General features: G+C 62.0%; 18 protein-coding genes. 15 read left to right on the top strand and 3 right to left on the bottom strand.

Annotated elements, in window-relative coordinates:
* Positions 1-30 precede the first annotated feature (30 nt).
* From lepB to LCF60_RS01250, 3 genes are read left to right on the top strand one after another with little or no spacing between them, the layout of a single operon-like run.
* Positions 31-867 (top strand): signal peptidase I, encoded by an 837-nt coding sequence (lepB, locus tag LCF60_RS01240; RefSeq protein WP_292289194.1) that lies wholly within the window; start codon positions 31-33, stop codon positions 865-867.
* Entirely contained in the window at positions 867-1556 is a 690-nt protein-coding gene (rnc, locus tag LCF60_RS01245; RefSeq protein ID WP_292289195.1) for a ribonuclease III, read from the top strand. Before lepB ends, rnc begins: the two co-directional genes overlap by 1 nt.
* The gene (locus LCF60_RS01250; protein WP_292289196.1) at positions 1553-2440 is read left to right on the top strand and encodes a DMT family transporter; all 888 of its coding nucleotides are present in this window, start codon (positions 1553-1555) and stop codon (positions 2438-2440) included. The genes rnc and LCF60_RS01250 overlap by 4 nt, the downstream gene beginning before the upstream one ends.
* 10 nt (positions 2441-2450) lie before the next feature.
* Here LCF60_RS01250 and LCF60_RS01255 read toward each other — a convergent pair whose 3' ends face one another.
* On the bottom strand, positions 2451-3284 hold the full coding sequence (locus LCF60_RS01255) for an alpha/beta hydrolase (RefSeq protein WP_292289197.1): 834 nt from the start codon (positions 3282-3284) through the stop codon (positions 2451-2453).
* A 158-nt stretch (positions 3285-3442) separates the two neighbouring features.
* On the opposite strand from LCF60_RS01255, the gene era reads away from it, so the two are divergent.
* From era to LCF60_RS01290, 7 genes are all read left to right on the top strand, one after another.
* Positions 3443-4351, top strand: a complete 909-nt coding sequence (gene era / locus LCF60_RS01260; protein WP_292289198.1) for a GTPase Era — start codon at positions 3443-3445, stop codon at positions 4349-4351.
* Complete coding sequence (locus tag LCF60_RS01265; protein ID WP_292289199.1) at positions 4344-4682, top strand: DUF1491 family protein; 339 nt, start codon at positions 4344-4346, stop codon at positions 4680-4682. Before era ends, LCF60_RS01265 begins: the two co-directional genes overlap by 8 nt.
* Before the next feature lie 9 nt (positions 4683-4691).
* A complete protein-coding gene (gene recO / locus LCF60_RS01270) occupies positions 4692-5429 on the top strand; it encodes a DNA repair protein RecO (RefSeq protein ID WP_292289200.1) in 738 nt (245 codons plus the stop codon).
* Positions 5430-5610: 181 nt separating this feature from the next.
* Positions 5611-6270, top strand: a complete 660-nt coding sequence (pgsA, locus tag LCF60_RS01275; RefSeq protein ID WP_292289201.1) for a CDP-diacylglycerol--glycerol-3-phosphate 3-phosphatidyltransferase — start codon at positions 5611-5613, stop codon at positions 6268-6270.
* Between the two features lie 4 nt (positions 6271-6274).
* Complete coding sequence (moaD, locus tag LCF60_RS01280) at positions 6275-6520, top strand: molybdopterin converting factor subunit 1 (RefSeq protein WP_292289202.1); 246 nt, start codon at positions 6275-6277, stop codon at positions 6518-6520.
* Between the two features lie 5 nt (positions 6521-6525).
* Positions 6526-6972, top strand: a complete 447-nt coding sequence (locus LCF60_RS01285) for a molybdenum cofactor biosynthesis protein MoaE (protein WP_292289203.1) — start codon at positions 6526-6528, stop codon at positions 6970-6972.
* Positions 6973-7032: 60 nt separating this feature from the next.
* Positions 7033-7803, top strand: a complete 771-nt coding sequence (locus tag LCF60_RS01290; protein WP_292289204.1) for an FCD domain-containing protein — start codon at positions 7033-7035, stop codon at positions 7801-7803.
* Positions 7804-7848: 45 nt separating this feature from the next.
* On the opposite strand, the gene LCF60_RS01295 is transcribed toward LCF60_RS01290, so the two are convergent.
* Together LCF60_RS01295 and LCF60_RS01300 are read right to left on the bottom strand one after the other, a co-directional pair.
* Positions 7849-9252, bottom strand: a complete 1404-nt coding sequence (locus LCF60_RS01295; RefSeq protein WP_292289205.1) for an aspartate aminotransferase family protein — start codon at positions 9250-9252, stop codon at positions 7849-7851.
* 63 nt (positions 9253-9315) lie between these two features.
* On the bottom strand, positions 9316-9987 hold the full coding sequence (locus LCF60_RS01300) for a GntR family transcriptional regulator (RefSeq protein ID WP_292289206.1): 672 nt from the start codon (positions 9985-9987) through the stop codon (positions 9316-9318).
* Between the two features lie 179 nt (positions 9988-10166).
* Here LCF60_RS01300 and LCF60_RS01305 point away from each other — a divergent pair, with 179 nt between their 5' ends.
* The 5 genes from LCF60_RS01305 to LCF60_RS01325 all read left to right on the top strand — a co-directional run bounded on the left by LCF60_RS01305 (position 10167) and on the right by LCF60_RS01325 (position 15471).
* A complete protein-coding gene (locus tag LCF60_RS01305) occupies positions 10167-11252 on the top strand; it encodes a polyamine ABC transporter substrate-binding protein (protein ID WP_292289207.1) in 1086 nt (361 codons plus the stop codon).
* A 66-nt stretch (positions 11253-11318) separates the two neighbouring features.
* On the top strand, positions 11319-12443 hold the full coding sequence (locus tag LCF60_RS01310; protein WP_292289208.1) for an ABC transporter ATP-binding protein: 1125 nt from the start codon (positions 11319-11321) through the stop codon (positions 12441-12443).
* 3 nt (positions 12444-12446) lie between these two features.
* Positions 12447-13337, top strand: coding sequence for an ABC transporter permease subunit (locus tag LCF60_RS01315; RefSeq protein ID WP_292289209.1), 891 nt, complete (start codon positions 12447-12449; stop codon positions 13335-13337).
* Complete coding sequence (locus LCF60_RS01320) at positions 13334-14152, top strand: ABC transporter permease subunit (RefSeq protein ID WP_292289210.1); 819 nt, start codon at positions 13334-13336, stop codon at positions 14150-14152. Before LCF60_RS01315 ends, LCF60_RS01320 begins: the two co-directional genes overlap by 4 nt.
* Entirely contained in the window at positions 14149-15471 is a 1323-nt protein-coding gene (locus LCF60_RS01325) for an FAD-binding oxidoreductase (protein WP_292289211.1), read from the top strand. Before LCF60_RS01320 ends, LCF60_RS01325 begins: the two co-directional genes overlap by 4 nt.
* Positions 15472-15536 lie beyond the last annotated feature (65 nt).

Below are 15536 nucleotides of genomic sequence, written 5' to 3' on the forward strand. Positions count from 1 at the left end.
GCGCGGGACAATCGAGCAAAAGGCAGGAACATGGCGTCTGAAACCAAAAAAGGCGGTGGTATCGTCGAAACGATCAAGACCATCGTCTATGCGCTTCTGATCGCAGGGGTCTTCAGGACGCTGTTCTTCCAGCCCTTCTGGATCCCGTCCGGGTCGATGAAGGACACGCTGCTGATCGGGGATTTCCTGTTCGTGAACAAGATGTCCTATGGCTATTCCTACGCTTCCTGCCCGTCGCTGTACCTGCCCGCCTTCGGGATCGACATCGACGCGTCCGACATTTGCGGCTGGGCCGATGGGGACAACAGCCGCCTGTTCGGGTCCGAGCCGGAACGCGGTGACGTTGCGGTGTTCCGCCACCCCGTCACGGGGCGCGATTTCATCAAGCGGGTGATCGGTCTTCCGGGCGACGAGATCCAGATGATCCGGGGCGTTCTGCACATCAATGGCGAAAGCGTCGAACTTGAACCGCAGCCTGCGTTCGAGGAAACCGCGATGCCGCAGGGACCGCAGCGCCTGCGACCGCGCTGCGCCAATGGTCCCGTCGGCACCGGGGGCACCTGCTTGAAAGAGCGGTTTTTGGAAACCCTGCCGGGCGGCACGACGCATTCTGTTCTCAATATCGGCAACCAGGGATCGGACAACACGCCGGTCTATTCCGTTCCCGAAGGCCACTATTTCATGATGGGTGACAACCGGGACAATTCCTCCGACAGCCGTGTGCCCAGCGTGGCAGGGGGCGTCGGTTTCGTGCCGTTCGAGAACCTTGTCGGCAAGGCCAACCGGGTGGTTTTCTCCTCTGCCGGGTCGTCGATGCTGTTCTTCTGGACATGGCGGGGCGACCGCTTTTTCGAGAAGATCGAGTAATGAAGCTGGCGGCTGACCTTCAGGCGCTGTCGACGCGCTTGGGACACCGGTTCGACCGCCCTGAACTGCTCGTGCGCGCGGTCACGCACTCCTCGCGTGCCGGAGCCAATCGCGAAGACAACCAGCGGCTCGAGTTTCTGGGCGATAGGGTTTTGGGCCTCGTCATGGCAGAGGCGCTTCTGGCCAAGGACAAGGCGGCCTCGGAGGGTCAGCTTGCGCCGCGGTTCAATGCGCTGGTGCGCAAGGAAACCTGTGCCGATGTGGCGCGCGAACTCGACCTTGGCGCGGCGCTGAAACTGGGGCGGTCGGAAATGTTGTCGGGCGGGCGCCGCAAGCAGGCCTTGCTGGGCGACGCGATGGAAGCCGTCATTGCGGCGGTCTATCTGGATGCCGGCTTTGACGTGGCCAAGGACATGATCCTGCGCCTTTGGGGCGCGCGGATCGGGTCGGTCGAGTCGGATGCGCGCGACGCGAAGACCGCGCTTCAGGAATGGGCGCAGGCGCGTGGCATGCCGCCACCGTCCTATACAGAGGTCTCGCGCGACGGTCCGGATCATGCGCCGAATTTCGTCATCGCGGCCCGGCTGGAGAACGGCAATTCGGCCGAAGCACGTGCCGGGTCGAAACGTCTGGCCGAGCAGGCGGCGGCAAAGGCCCTGCTTGCCACATTGGAAGCGAGCCAGTCTTGAGCGACAACCTGCGCGGCAGCCTTTTCATGGTGCTTGCCATGCTGGGCTTCGCGGTGGAAGACGCGTTTTTCAAGGCGGCAACCGGCAGCGCAGGTGTGTCGCCGGGCGTCGGAACCATGCTGTTCGGCATCTTCGGCACCAGCTTTTTCGTTCTCTATGCGCTGTGGCGAAAGGAAACGATCCTGCGCCGCGCCTATATCGAAGGACCATTGCTGATCCGGTCCGGCTTCGAGATCCTGGGCCGTTTGTTCTTTGCGCTCAGTCTGGCTTACGTGCCGCTTTCCACCACCTCGGCCATTCTGCAGGCGGCGCCTCTGGTGGTGACATTGGGCGCGGCGCTCGTGCTCAAGGAGCAGGTCGGTCTGCGTCGCTGGGTGGCGATGACGATCGGGTTTGCCGGTGTGCTGCTGATCCTGAGACCGACACCATCGGGATTCGATGCAACGGTGATCTTTGCCGTTCTGGGCATGATCGGCTTTGCCGGTCGCGATCTCATGACGCGCGCCAGCCCCCCCGAGGTGACGGCAACGCAGCTTGGCATTCTCGGGTTTGTCATGGTCTTTGTCGCGGGTGTCGTGATCACGGTCTTCGAAAGCGCGCCATTGGCTGCGCCGACCGTGCCCGCGCTTCTGATGCTGATGGGAACCGGGTTGGCCGGGTTGATCGGGTACAGCGCCTTGACCAAGGCGATGCGAAGCGGAGAGGTGTCGGTGGTGGCGCCGTTCCGCTATTCCCGACTGTTGATCGCGTTGGTCTTCGCGTACTTCTTCTTCGGTGAGCGCCCGGACGCGTTCACCCTGATCGGAGCGGCGCTGATCGTCGGCAGCGGAACCTACACATTGATCCGGAGTGGCCGCAGGGTCGGGCGCGCGCCTGCGCAGTGAGTCCCGTCTGTCAGACCGGCAGGGGCGATTTGTCGGTCTCCTTGAGAAACGAAACCAGCGCCGTGTTGAAGTCCTGCGCATGGCTGACATTGCAGCCATGGGGCGCGCCTTCGATCACGTGCATCTGGCTTCCGGCGACCATCTCATGCGTGCGCTGGCCTGACCCTTCGATCGGCACGATCCCGTCCGCATCGCCATGCAGGACAAGCGAGGGCACCTTGATCTTCTTCAGGTCCTCGCGGAAGTCTGTTGTCGCCCAAGCCTGCATGCAGCCCAATGCGGCCGCTTCGCTTGATTGCTTGCAGAGCGACAGTGCCTTTTGCCGTTCCTCTTCGGACACTTTCAGGTCGTCACCCGCCGAAAAGAACTGCCGTGTGAAATCGTCGAAGAAGGCGTCGCGATCCGACTTCAGGGCCCGTTCGAACTCGTCGGCGGCCTCTTGCGTGAGCGGGCCGTCGGGATTGTCCTCGCCCTGCATCAGGAACGGCGGCACGGCGGCGGCGAACACGACGCTTCTGAGCCGGTCCTGACCGTGGTTGCCGACATAGCGCGCAACTTCACCCCCGCCCATGGAAAAGCCGACCAGTGTGACATCGCGCAGGTCGCGGTCATCCATCAGCCTCGACAGGTCTTCGGCCAACGTATCATAGTCGAACCCGGTGCCGGGCTTGTCCGACTTCCCGAACCCACGACGGTCATAAGCGATGACCTGGTAGCCTTCTTCGGTCAGGGCGTCGATCTGATGCTCCCAAGCGGCGGATGACAGGGGCCAGCCGTGGATCAGGACCACCGGACGCCCGAGGGCGGAATGCTCCTCGACATGAAGCGTGACGGGATCGGACATTTCAGAATCTCCTTGGTCGTGGCTGGGTCATTGGGTCTTGTGGCGTTGAACGCTGCGGTGTGATCGGAGTTCCGAAAGCCTCGGCGCGGGTGTGGTGGTCACTGGTCAAGCCAAATGAAATCCGCTATGCGCGGACGACCTCAAGGACAGGACAGCCAATGACCACGCGCGCCGGATTCGTCGCTTTGATCGGAGAGCCCAATGCGGGCAAGTCCACGCTGACCAACCAGATGGTCGGCGCGAAAGTGTCGATTGTCACCCACAAGGTGCAGACCACCCGCGCCCGCATTCGCGGCGTTGCCATCGAGGGCGATGCCCAGATCGTTCTTGTGGACACGCCGGGCCTGTTCAAGCCGCGCCGCCGTCTTGACCGCGCAATGGTCGCTGCCGCCTGGAGCGGCGCATCGGATGCCGATATCGTCGTGCTGTTGATCGAAGCGCATCGTGGGATCACCGAAGGGGTCGAGGCGATCCTCGAGAACCTTGGCGAAGTGGTGGGCAAACGCCCTGTCGCGTTGGCCATCAACAAGATCGACCGCGTCGAGGCGCAGCATCTGCTGAAGCTGACCAAGGAGATGAACGAGAAGTTTCCCTTCACGGAAAGCTTCATGATCTCGGCCGAAAAGGGACATGGGGTCAAGGATCTGCGCAAATGGCTGGCCGCCGAACTTCCTGAAAGCCCGTGGCTCTATCCCGAAGACCAGATCGCGGATCTGCCGCTGCGCATGATCGCCGCCGAGATGACCCGCGAAAAGCTGACCCTGCGCCTGCACCAGGAATTGCCCTACCAGTTGACGGTCGAGACCGAGCACTGGGAAGAGCGCGACGACGGATCGGCGCGGATCGACCAGATCATCTATGTGATCCGCGATGGTCATAAGGGGATCGTTCTGGGCAACAAGGGCGAGACCATCAAGGCAATCAGCAAGGCCGCGCGCGAGGAGCTTGAAGAGTTCCTGGGCCGCCGCATCCACCTCTTCATGCAGGTGAAGGTCCGCGAGAAATGGCTCGACGAGGCCGAGCGCTATTCCGAGATGGGTCTCGATTTCAAGGACGGCAATGGCTGAGGCCCGGCTGGCCAGCGGGTTCTGGGTGCAGGCCTACTTGCGCCGCCTGTCGCTCTTTGACATCCCGGCCTTCGTCACGGCGCATGGCGACGACACCGCCGGGGCCATTCTGGTCAAGCTCAACACGCTTGACGGTCAGGCCAAGGCGTTTGTGCGCCAATATGACATGATGACCGGCGACCGCGCCTGGCAGGTTCTGGCAGACGGGGCCGAGGCGGATGTCGACGCCAGCATCGCCAGACAACGCAGCTTTGACAGCGACCTTTGGGTGATCGAGGTCGAAGACCGCGCCGGTCGGCACCTGCTGGATGAAGACGGGCTGTCGGGCTAGTGTCTCAACATGGACTGGCGTGACACGGGTATCCTTCTGAGCAGCCGCCGGCATGGCGAAAGTTCGATGATCATCGACGTCTTCACGCCGGAACGCGGACGGCACGCGGGCGTGGTGCGGGGCGGGGCGTCCCGCAGGGTGGCGCCGATCCTGCAACCCGGAGCCCAGCTTGATCTTGCGTGGCGTGCCCGTCTGGAGGACCACCTCGGCAGTTTCACCGTCGAGCTTCAACGCTCGCGGGCGGCGATCGCGATGCAGGACCGGACGATATTGGCAGGCTTGAACGCGGTGCTGTCGATGCTGGCCTTCGTCCTTCCGGAGCGTGAAGCTCATCCGGCGCTATATGCCGACACGCAGAACCTTCTCGACCTGCTGGACCAGTCCGACCTTTGGGCGCTGGCCTATCTTCGTTGGGAGACAGTGTTGCTTGACGAAATGGGATATGGCCTCGACCTGAGATGTTGTGCAGTCACCGGGGTGACGGACGGTCTGGCTTACGTGTCTCCGAAATCGGGTCGGGCCGTGTCGGCCAAGGGGGCGGGGGAGTGGGCGGACCGCTTGCTTCCCTTGCCCGATGCCCTGAAAGGCGAAGGCGCTGCGACAGATGCGGAGGTCGTGGAGGCGCTGGCGGTGACCGGGTACTTCCTTGAGCACAAGCTGGCGTCGGACCAGGTGGGCAAGCCGTTGCCTCCGGCGCGGGCCCGCTATGTGGATTTGCTTGGCCGTCGCACCACCCCGCGCGACTGAAGGTCCGGGCACATCCCGGCCGACATGGGTCTTGATTCTGTCTTTCAGGTCTGCGGCGGGCCATCAAGAGCGCGATGCGCCGCCGATTTTGCCTCTCCGGCGCCGGATTGCCCGCGGCGAGTTCGGAAAACAATCAAACCTCGTCTTTTCAGTCCGCAACGGGCGCGATAGGTAAAGAGACATGAATATGACAGTGCCCAACATCCTGACTGTCCTGCGTCTGGCCGCGGCGCCCGGAGTCGCATTGATGTTTCTCTACTTCGCGCGCCCGGCGGCGGACTGGTTTGCCCTGGTGCTTTTCGTGCTGGCTGCGGTGACGGACTGGTTCGACGGGTATCTCGCGCGGGCCTGGAAGCAGGAAAGCAAACTGGGCGCGATGCTTGACCCGATCGCAGACAAGGCGATGGTGGTGATCGCGCTGATGGTGATCGTGGGTTATTCGTCGATGTCGCCCTGGCTGGTGCTGCCTGCGACGTTCATCCTGTTCCGGGAAGTGTTCGTTTCCGGTCTGCGCGAATTTCTGGGGGATACGGCGGGCACGCTCAAGGTGACACCGCTTGCCAAGTGGAAGACGACGCTCCAGATGATCGCGATTGCGGTTTTGTTTGCGCAGGGCGTCTTCGAACACTATCTCGGAATGTCTGCGATGGGCATGAGCCCCGAGATATTCGAGGGTGTGATGGCTGGTGAAATCGAAGACCTGCATGGTCTCTGGTGGAAGCACGCCGGCATGATCTGGGCGGGGACCATCGGATTGGTGCTGCTGTGGATCGCGGCGTTCCTGACCGTGGTGACCGGATGGGATTACTTTCGCAAAGCGGTTCCGTTTCTGAAGGATTGACCAAATGGACGTTCTTTATTTCGCATGGGTCCGAGAACGGATTGGACTGCCGAAGGAAAAGGTGACCACGGATGCGGCAACGGTGGCCGATCTGGTGGCGGAATTGCGCGCGCGCGAGGAACGCTACGATCTGGCCTTCTCGGACCTGAGCGCGCTGCGCGTTGCCGTCGATCAGGAGCTGACCGATTTCGATGCATCGATCAAGGACGCGCGGGAAGTTGCGTTCTTCCCGCCGATGACAGGAGGCTAGGACCGGTGCGCATTGTCGTTCAGGACACGCCTTTCGACATGGGGGCCGAGGCCGAGGCATTCGCCAACGGTCGGCATGACATGGGGGCTGTCGTCACTTTCACCGGGATCGTTCGCGATTTCGGCGATGGCGGGCTGGATGCGATGGAGATCGAACATTATCCCGGCATGACCCGGAAGGCGCTGGAAACCATCGCGGAAGAGGCCCGCACGCGCTGGTCTCTGGGGGACGTTCTGGTGATCCACCGCTATGGCCGCATGGAGCCGGGTGAAAAGATCATGATGGTGGCCACCGCCGCACCGCACCGCAAGGACGCGTTCGAGGCGGCGGAATACCTGATGGATTACCTCAAGTCCCGCGCGCCGTTCTGGAAAAAGGAACATGCGACCACCGGGGAAACCGGTTGGGTGTCCGCCAAGGACGAAGACGAGGATGCGCTTTCGCGGTGGTAACTTGTTTGCCGGGTGATTTGGTCATATTGTTTGACCAATCCAACGCAGATTGCGAGTCCGATGCCCTTTCAACCCGTCACGCCAGAAAAGCTGTCCACTTCGGTCACGCGACAGATCGAAAAGCTGATCCTCCAGGGCATCCTGCGCCCGGGCGAACGGCTGCCCTCTGAACGCGAACTCGCCGAGCGTCTGAACGTGTCGCGCCCGTCCTTGCGGGAATCCATCGCCGACCTTTCGGAGCGTGGCCTGCTGACAAGCCGGGCTGGCGCCGGGGTCTTTGTTGCGGATGTGCTTGGATCGGCGTTCTCGGATGCCTTGATCCAGCTTTTTGCCAACCATGACGAAGCGGTCCTGGACTACCTGTCCTTTCGCAAGGACATGGAAGGGCTGGCCGCCGAACGCGCCGCGCGATTGGCGTCGGACACGGATCTCAAGGTCATCAACACGGTTTTCGAGCGGATGGAAGCCGCGCATCAGAAACGCAACCCGGCGGACGAGGCATCACTTGATGCGGAATTCCACCTGTCGATCATCGAAGCCAGCCACAATGTCATCATGCTCCACATGATGCGATCGATGTACCAGCTTCTGCGCGAAGGCGTGTTCTACAACCGTCAGATCATGTTCCGCCAGAAGACAACCCGCGCGACGCTTCTGGATCAGCACCGCGCGATCAACGACGCCTTGCAGGCCCGCGAGCCCGAGGCCGCGCGCAGGGCCGTGGTCGATCACCTGTCCTACGTGGAGACCTGCCTTGCGGACAACCGCAAGGCCGAGGCGCATGAAGCCGTGGCGCGCCAGAGATACGAGCATACGCTGACCAAGGGCTGAAACGCCTTCAAGCGTTTCCCCAGATCCCTTGTCGGTTCAGGCGCGTCAGGCTGCCACCTGCGCTTTCATCAACCCGTCATTCTTCAGCTGCGCGTGACATTCGTCGAGCGACTGCCAGGCGCGGGCGATCAGCATGTCGATCTCGTCCTTGGAGATCACCAGCGGCGGCGAGATGATCATCCGGTCTCCGACATGGCGCATCACGAGGTTGTTGGCAAAGCACCGTTCGCGGCAGATGAACCCGACCGTGCCGGCATCTGCCTCGAACGGGGCACGGGATGCCTTGTCGGGCGTCAGTGCAAGTGATCCCATCATCCCGATGATCTTGGCCTCGCCCACCAGCGGATGTTCCGCAAGGCTCTCGAACTTCTGCTTCAGATAAGGCGCGGTCTCCTCGCGAACGCGGGTCACGATGCCTTCTTCGTCAAGGATACGCAGGTTTTCCAGCGCCACAGCGCAGGCCACCGGGTGGCCGGAATAGGTGTATCCGTGATTGAATTCGACCGAATTGATGACCTCGGCCACGTCGTCACAGATGATCGACCCGCCGATCGGCTGATAGCCCGAGGACAGACCCTTGGCGATCGTCATGATGTGCGGACGGATGTTCATGGTTTGGCTTCCGAACCAATTGCCGGTCCGGCCAAAGCCGCAGATCACCTCGTCGGCAATCAGCAGGATGCCGTATTTGTCGACGATCCGCTGGATCTCGGGCCAGTAGGTTTCCGGCGGAATAATGACGCCGCCAGCGCCCTGCACCGGTTCGGCGATGAAGGCTGCCACGCGGTCTGGACCCAATTCCTCGATGGCCGCTTCCAGTTGCCGCGCGCGTTCAAGGCCGAATTCCTCGGGGGTCATGTCGCCGCCTTCGGACCACCAGTTCGGCTGGTCGATATGGTGGATGTCGGGGATCGGCAAGCCGCCCTGCATGTGCATGCCCTTCATGCCGCCCAATGATCCAGAGCCGACCGAGGAGCCGTGATAGGCATTCCACCGCGAGATCACGATGTTGCGCTCGGGCTGACCCTTTTCGGCCCAGTAGGTCCGGACCAGACGCAGATTGGTGTCGTTCGCTTCGGAACCGGAACCGGCGAAGAAGGTCTGGTTGAACCCGTCCGGCGACAGTTCCGCCAGTTTTTGCGACAGCGCGATCGCGGGCACATGGGTCGTCTGGAAAAACGTGTTGTAATACGGAAGCTCTTCCATCTGGCGGGCCGCAGCCTGTGCCAGTTCCTTGCGGCCATAGCCGATATTCACGCACCACAGCCCGGCCATGGCGTCCAGAATGCGATTGCCGTCGCTGTCATTGAGCCAGACGCCATCGGCGCGTGTGATGACGCGGGCGCCTTTCTGGCTAAGCCCGGCACCATGCGTGAACGGATGCATGTGGTGCGCGGAATCGAGCGCCTGCAATTCGGAAGTGGGCATGTGGTTGGTGATCAAGGCCATTGGACAAATCCTCGCTGAAAGGTTGCCGTCAAAATATGATCAAATTATTCCGAGTCAATCGAATCAGGACAATCCCTGGCGGATTTGTTCCATTCCCTGAACCACGTCGGCCAACATCGCCTCTGCCGCCGCCGCGCCGTCGCCAACCGAAAGCGCCGCAAGCACATCCTTGTGACGATCCGGCAGGTTTCGCGTGCCGAATTGACCGCAGACCACGCGCAGCGACGGGCCGAACCGCAGCCAAAGCCTGAGCACCATTTCCGACAGGATCGGCGCTGTTGCCAAGGCGTAGAGATCGGCGTGGAACCGGTGGTTTTCGATCAGGTATTGCCCGACATCCCCGCGCCGGATCGCCGCGTCGAGACGCGTGTCGATTTCGGTCAGCCTGTTGATGTCATCACGCGTGGCGTTGCCGGCTGCCCGTCGCGCCAGTTCTGGTTCGAGCGCTTTGCGCGCAACGGTCAATTCGTCGATCGCCCGGTGATCGAGCACCGGCACGGCGATCCGCCGGTTGCCCAGGAATTCCAGCGCCCCTTCGGCGGTCAGCCGACGCAAAGCCTCGCGGACCGGGGTCATGCCGACGCCGAGGGACTCGGTCAATCCCTGGATCGTGACCGGCTGGCCCGGTTCGAACTCTCCGAACAGCACCTGGTCGCGCAACCTGCGGTAAACCACCTCATGCGCCGGCAGTCCGGTTGCCTCGGCGTAAGCTTTGACAGGTCTCTGACTGGTCATCCCATCCCTCGCTGACTGCCGCTTCCTTGGGCACATTGCCTGAAAACCCGCTTCTGACAAGCCATCTTGCACGATCCCGGCGGGCATGAAACCATCTCAGCTATTGCCAGATCGGGCAAGATTTGATCAAATTCAAATCCATTGGGCCGCAAGCGCCCGAGGATCAACGGGAGACTTTCATGAAAACCCATCTGCTGACCATGACCGCAGGTGCCGCACTGCTGGCGTCAATCGCTCATGCCGACGAAGTGCGCGTCTACAACTGGTCTGACTATATCGACGAAGAGCTTCTCACGAAGTTCGAGGAAGAAACCGGGATCGACCTGATCTACGACGTGTTCGACAGCAACGAATTGCTGGAAACAAAGATGCTGGCCGGTGGGTCGGGCTATGACGTCGTCGTGCCGACAGGCACGTTCCTGCAACGCCAGATCCAGGCCGGCGCGTTCCAGAAGCTGGATGAATCCAAGCTGCCGAACCTCGACAACATGTGGGAAGCCATCGAAGAACGCACCGAACAGTATGATCCGGGCAACGAGTATTCGATCAACTACATGTGGGGCACCACGGGCATCGGCGTGAACGTCAACAAGGTCAAGGAAGTCCTCGGCGAGGACGCCCCGATCTCGTCGCTCGAGCTGGTCTTCAACCCGGAGAACATGGAAAAGCTGTCCGAATGCGGCGTGCATTTCCTGGACGCACCGACCGAGATGATCCCGGCCGCGCTGACCTATGCGGGCATGGATCCGGATCTCAAGGACGAAGAAGCCCTTGCCAAGGCAGAAGAAGTGCTGTCGGCCGTGCGTCCCTATGTCCAGAAATTCCACAGTTCCGAGTATATCAATGCGCTGGCGAACGGGGATATCTGCGTGGCCTTCGGCTGGTCCGGTGATATCCTTCAGGCACGTGACCGCGCCGCGGAAGCGGACAATGGCGTGGAAGTGGCCTATAATGCGCCCACCGAAGGTGCGCTGATGTGGTTCGACCAGATGGCCATCCCGGTCGACGCCCCCAACCCGGACGCGGCGCACACCTTCCTGAACTTCATCATGGACGCGGAAAACATGGCTGCCGCGTCGAACTACGTTTATTACGCCAACGGAAACAAGGCGTCCCAGGAATTCCTGATCGACGACGTGATCAACGACACGGCGATCTATCCGGATGAATCGACGCTGGAAAACCTTTACACGGTCACGCCATTCCCGCCGCGCGAACAGCGGAACCTGACGCGGATGTGGACCTCGGTCAAATCCGGGACCTGATCCGACCTGCTCTCAAATCCGGCGGACGCCCTCCGCCGGATTCTCCTTCCGACCCGGAGGTGCCGAGTGGCCCAAACCGTTTTCGCTCCGTGGGAAGATCCCACGGAAAAGCCGCTGATCCAGTTCAAGAACGTGACCAAGCGGTTCGGCGATTTTACCGCCATCGACGATCTGACGCAGGACATCTTCGAAAAGGAGTTCTTTGCCCTTCTTGGCCCCTCGGGCTGCGGCAAGACGACGATGATGCGGATGCTGGCCGGGTTCGAAGCCCAGACAGAGGGGCAAATCCTGATTGCCGGTCAGGACATGGCGCGTGTTCCACCCAACAAGCGCGCGGTCAACATGATGTTCCAGTCCTACGCGTTGTTTCCGCACCTGTCGGTGTGGGACAACATCGCCTTCGGCCTCAAGCGCGAGGGCAAGGACAAGGACAAGATTGCGGCGCGGGTCGAGGAAATGCTGCGGCTTACGCGGCTCAGCAAGTTTGCCAAGCGCAAACCGCACCAGATTTCCGGCGGTCAGCGTCAGCGTGTCGCGCTAGCGCGTTCGCTGGCCAAGGCACCGAAACTGCTTTTGCTGGACGAACCGCTGGGCGCGCTTGACAAGAAGCTGCGCCAGGACACCCAGTTCGAACTGATGGACATCCAGGAAAAGACCGGCACCACCTTCGTGATCGTGACTCACGACCAGGAAGAAGCAATGACCGTGGCAAGCCGCGTGGCCGTGATGGACGAAGGGCGCATCATCCAGGTGTCCACCCCCGCGCAGATCTACGAGGCGCCGAATTCGGTCTACGTGGCCGACTTCATCGGGGACGTGAACATCATCTCGGGGCGCGCCAAGCCGGAGGGCGACAAGGTGGCGGTCAGATGGGCCGAGCATCAGCCCGACATCATCGGCACGACATCCTTGCCCTTTGCCGATGGTCAGGAGATCCATTTCGCCATCCGGCCCGAAAAGGTCGCCATCAGCGCCGAAGAGCCGCAGGATGCCGCCAACAAGATCGCGGGCAAAGTCCTCGACATCGCCTATCTCGGCAACATTTCGACCTACCACGTCGAATTGCCCACAGGCCATGTCATCAAGGCGCAAACGGCCAACACTAGGCGCCTGTCGCGGCGACAGATCACGTGGGAAGATCCGGTCTGGATCAGCTGGACGGACACCGCCGGTGTCCTGTTGGAGCGTTAGGGAATGCGCCGGTTCCTCCTCATCGCGGTGCCCTACCTGTGGCTCGTCGCGCTGTTCCTGATCCCGTTTCTCATCGTCCTCAAGATATCCCTGTCCGATATCGCGCTGGCGCGGCCGCCCTACATGCCGCAACTCGATCTGTCCGCTGGATGGGAGGGGATCAGATCCTTCTTTGCCGCGCTCGATTTCGAGAATTTCCGCTTCCTGACGACCGACGATCTGTACTGGAAGGCCTATCTCAGTTCGCTTCAGATTGCGCTGATCTCAACGCTTCTGACGCTGCTGGTCGGCTATCCGATCGCCTATGCCATGGCGCGATCCGCGCCCGAATGGCGCCCGACGCTTCTGATGCTGGTGATCCTGCCCTTCTGGACCAGTTTCCTGATCCGGGTCTATGCGTGGATGGGCATCCTGGCGAACGAGGGTCTGCTGAACCAGTTCCTGCTGTGGCTCGGGGTGATCAATGAACCGCTGACGATCCTCAACACCAACACCGCCGTCTATATCGGCATCGTCTATACCTACCTGCCGTTCATGATCCTGCCGATCTATTCGGCGCTGGAACGCATGGATGACAGCCTTCTCGAAGCCGCCGAAGACCTCGGCTGTTCCCGCATGAGCGCGTTCTGGCTGGTGACCATTCCGCTATCGAAGAACGGCATCATCGCGGGATGTTTCCTGGTCTTCATCCCGGTGATCGGGGAATTCGTGATCCCGTCGCTGCTGGGGGGCTCGGGCACGCTGATGATCGGCAAGGTCCTTTGGGAGGAATTCTTCTCGAACCGCGACTGGCCCGTGGCCTCGGCGGTGGCAGTGATCCTGCTCCTGATCCTCGTGATCCCGATCATCCTGTTCCAGCGCAACGAACAGAAACAGCGCGAGGCCGAGGGATGAGACGCTTTTCCTGGTTCAACGCAACCGCTCTCACGCTGGGTTTCGCGTTTCTCTACGTGCCGATGATCATCCTGGTGGTCTACAGCTTCAACGAGTCCAAGCTGGTGACCGTCTGGGCCGGGTTCTCGACCCAGTGGTACGGGGAACTCATCCGCAACGAGGAATTCCTGAACGCCGCTTGGGTCACGATCAAGGTCGCGGTGATGAGTTCCACCATCGCCACGGTGCTGGGCACGATGGCGGCCTACGTGCTGGTGCGCGCCGGACGGTTTTCGGGGCGCACGCTGTTCTCGGGCATGATCTATGCGCCACTGGTGATGCCCGAAGTCATCACCGGCCTGTCGCTGCTGCTGCTTTTCATCGGCATCGGTCTGGACCGGGGCGTTCTGACCATCGTGTTGGCCCACACGACCTTCTCGATGTGCTATGTCTCCGTCGTTGTCTCCTCGCGCCTTGTCAGCTTCGACCAGTCGCTCGAGGAAGCGGCGCTCGATCTGGGCTGTTCGCCATTCGAGGCGTTCCGGCTCGTGACCCTGCCGATCATCGCGCCTGCGGTGATCTCGGGCTGGCTTTTGGCCTTTACCCTGTCGCTGGATGATCTGGTGATTGCCAGTTTCACCACGGGTCCGTCAGCGACGACCCTGCCGATCAAGATCTTCTCGGCGGTGCGCTTGGGCGTCAGCCCGGAAATCAACGCGCTGTCCACCATCATGATCGCCATCGTCACCGTCGGCGTCATCACGGCATCACTTGTCACCAAACAAGCGGCGGTCCGGCAGGCGCGCGACGAACGCATGGCCGAACGCCCGGCATGAGGCGCATCTACGAAGCGGCGGCGTATCAAACCCCGACCGCCTGCTGGTGGCGCGAAACCGCGCCGCCGGTCGACTATTCCCGGCTGGAAGGTGATCACGTGACCGAGGTGGCGGTGATCGGCGGCGGCTTCACCGGTCTCAACGCCGCGCTGGCACTGGCCGAGGCCGGGGTCGGGGTCACCGTCCTGGATGCCGAACACCCTGGTTGGGGCGCGTCGGGCCGCAATGGCGGGTTCTGCTGTCTTGGCGGTTCCAAACTTGGCGGCGCCGCTGTGGAAAGACGACACGGCACGGATGAACGCAGCCTTTGGCATGCCGCCGAACGGGCAGCGGTGGCGCATGTGCGCGATCTGCTCGACCGTCACGCAATCGCCGCCGACACCCATTCCGCAGGCGAGACATGCCTCGCCCATACCCCGCGGGCCTTCACCGCGATGCGGGCTTCGGTGCCACAGGTCGAACGGGATCATGGCGTGACCCCGGACGTCTTCGGTCGAGAAAAACTGGCCGAGCAGGGCCTTGCCGGGCAATTCCATGGCGGCATGACCACCCCGATCGGCTTCGCCCTCGATCCGGGCAAATATCACGCCGGTCTGCGCGACGCGGTCCAAGCCGCCGGTACTGCGGTTTTCTGCCGGAGTCCGGCGCTGACCCTTGCCCCGAAAGGCGGGAGATGGCGCGTAACGACGCCGAGCGGAACACTCACCGCCAACACCGTGATCCTTGCCACAAACGGCTACTCCTCGGAAGACGTGCCCGGATGGTTGCGCGCCCGGTACCTGCCGGTGCAATCGTCGATCATCGTGACCCGGCCGATCACCGAAAGCGAGCAAGCCCGTCAGGGTTGGACGAGCGATCAGATGTGCTATGACAGCCGGCTTCTGCTGCATTATTTCCGGCTCATGCCGGATGGTCGCTTCCTGTTCGGCATGCGGGGTGGCCTGCGCGCGACGCGACGGTCCGAAGCGGCGCTTGCCCGGAAAATCCGTGCCGATTTCCACCAGCTGTTCCCGCACTGGCAGGAGATCGACATCACCCATGAATGGTCCGGTCTGGTCTGCCTGATGCGCGGTCTGACACCTTTTGCCGGTGCCGTTCCCGAGATGCCGGGCGTCTACGCCGCGCTCGGGTATCACGGCAACGGCGTCGCAATGGGCAGCTACCTTGGCGCGCGGCTGGCCGATACGGTTCTGGGGCGCCATTTTCGGGGTCCGGTCCCGCGCTTCGTGTCGCAGCCGCCCGGGCGCTTCCCGCTAGGGTCGGCGCGCCGCGCGTTGCTTGCTCCGGCCTACGCTGCCGCAACGATGTTCGATCGGTAGGAACGGCTTTCGAAAGCCGTTGCCCACGCGGTTTCCAAACCGCGTCCAAAGCGCGTTCGAACGCG

Origin of the sequence: Marivita sp. (assembly GCF_020055635.1) — a bacterium.
GTDB lineage: Bacteria > Pseudomonadota > Alphaproteobacteria > Rhodobacterales > Rhodobacteraceae > Marivita.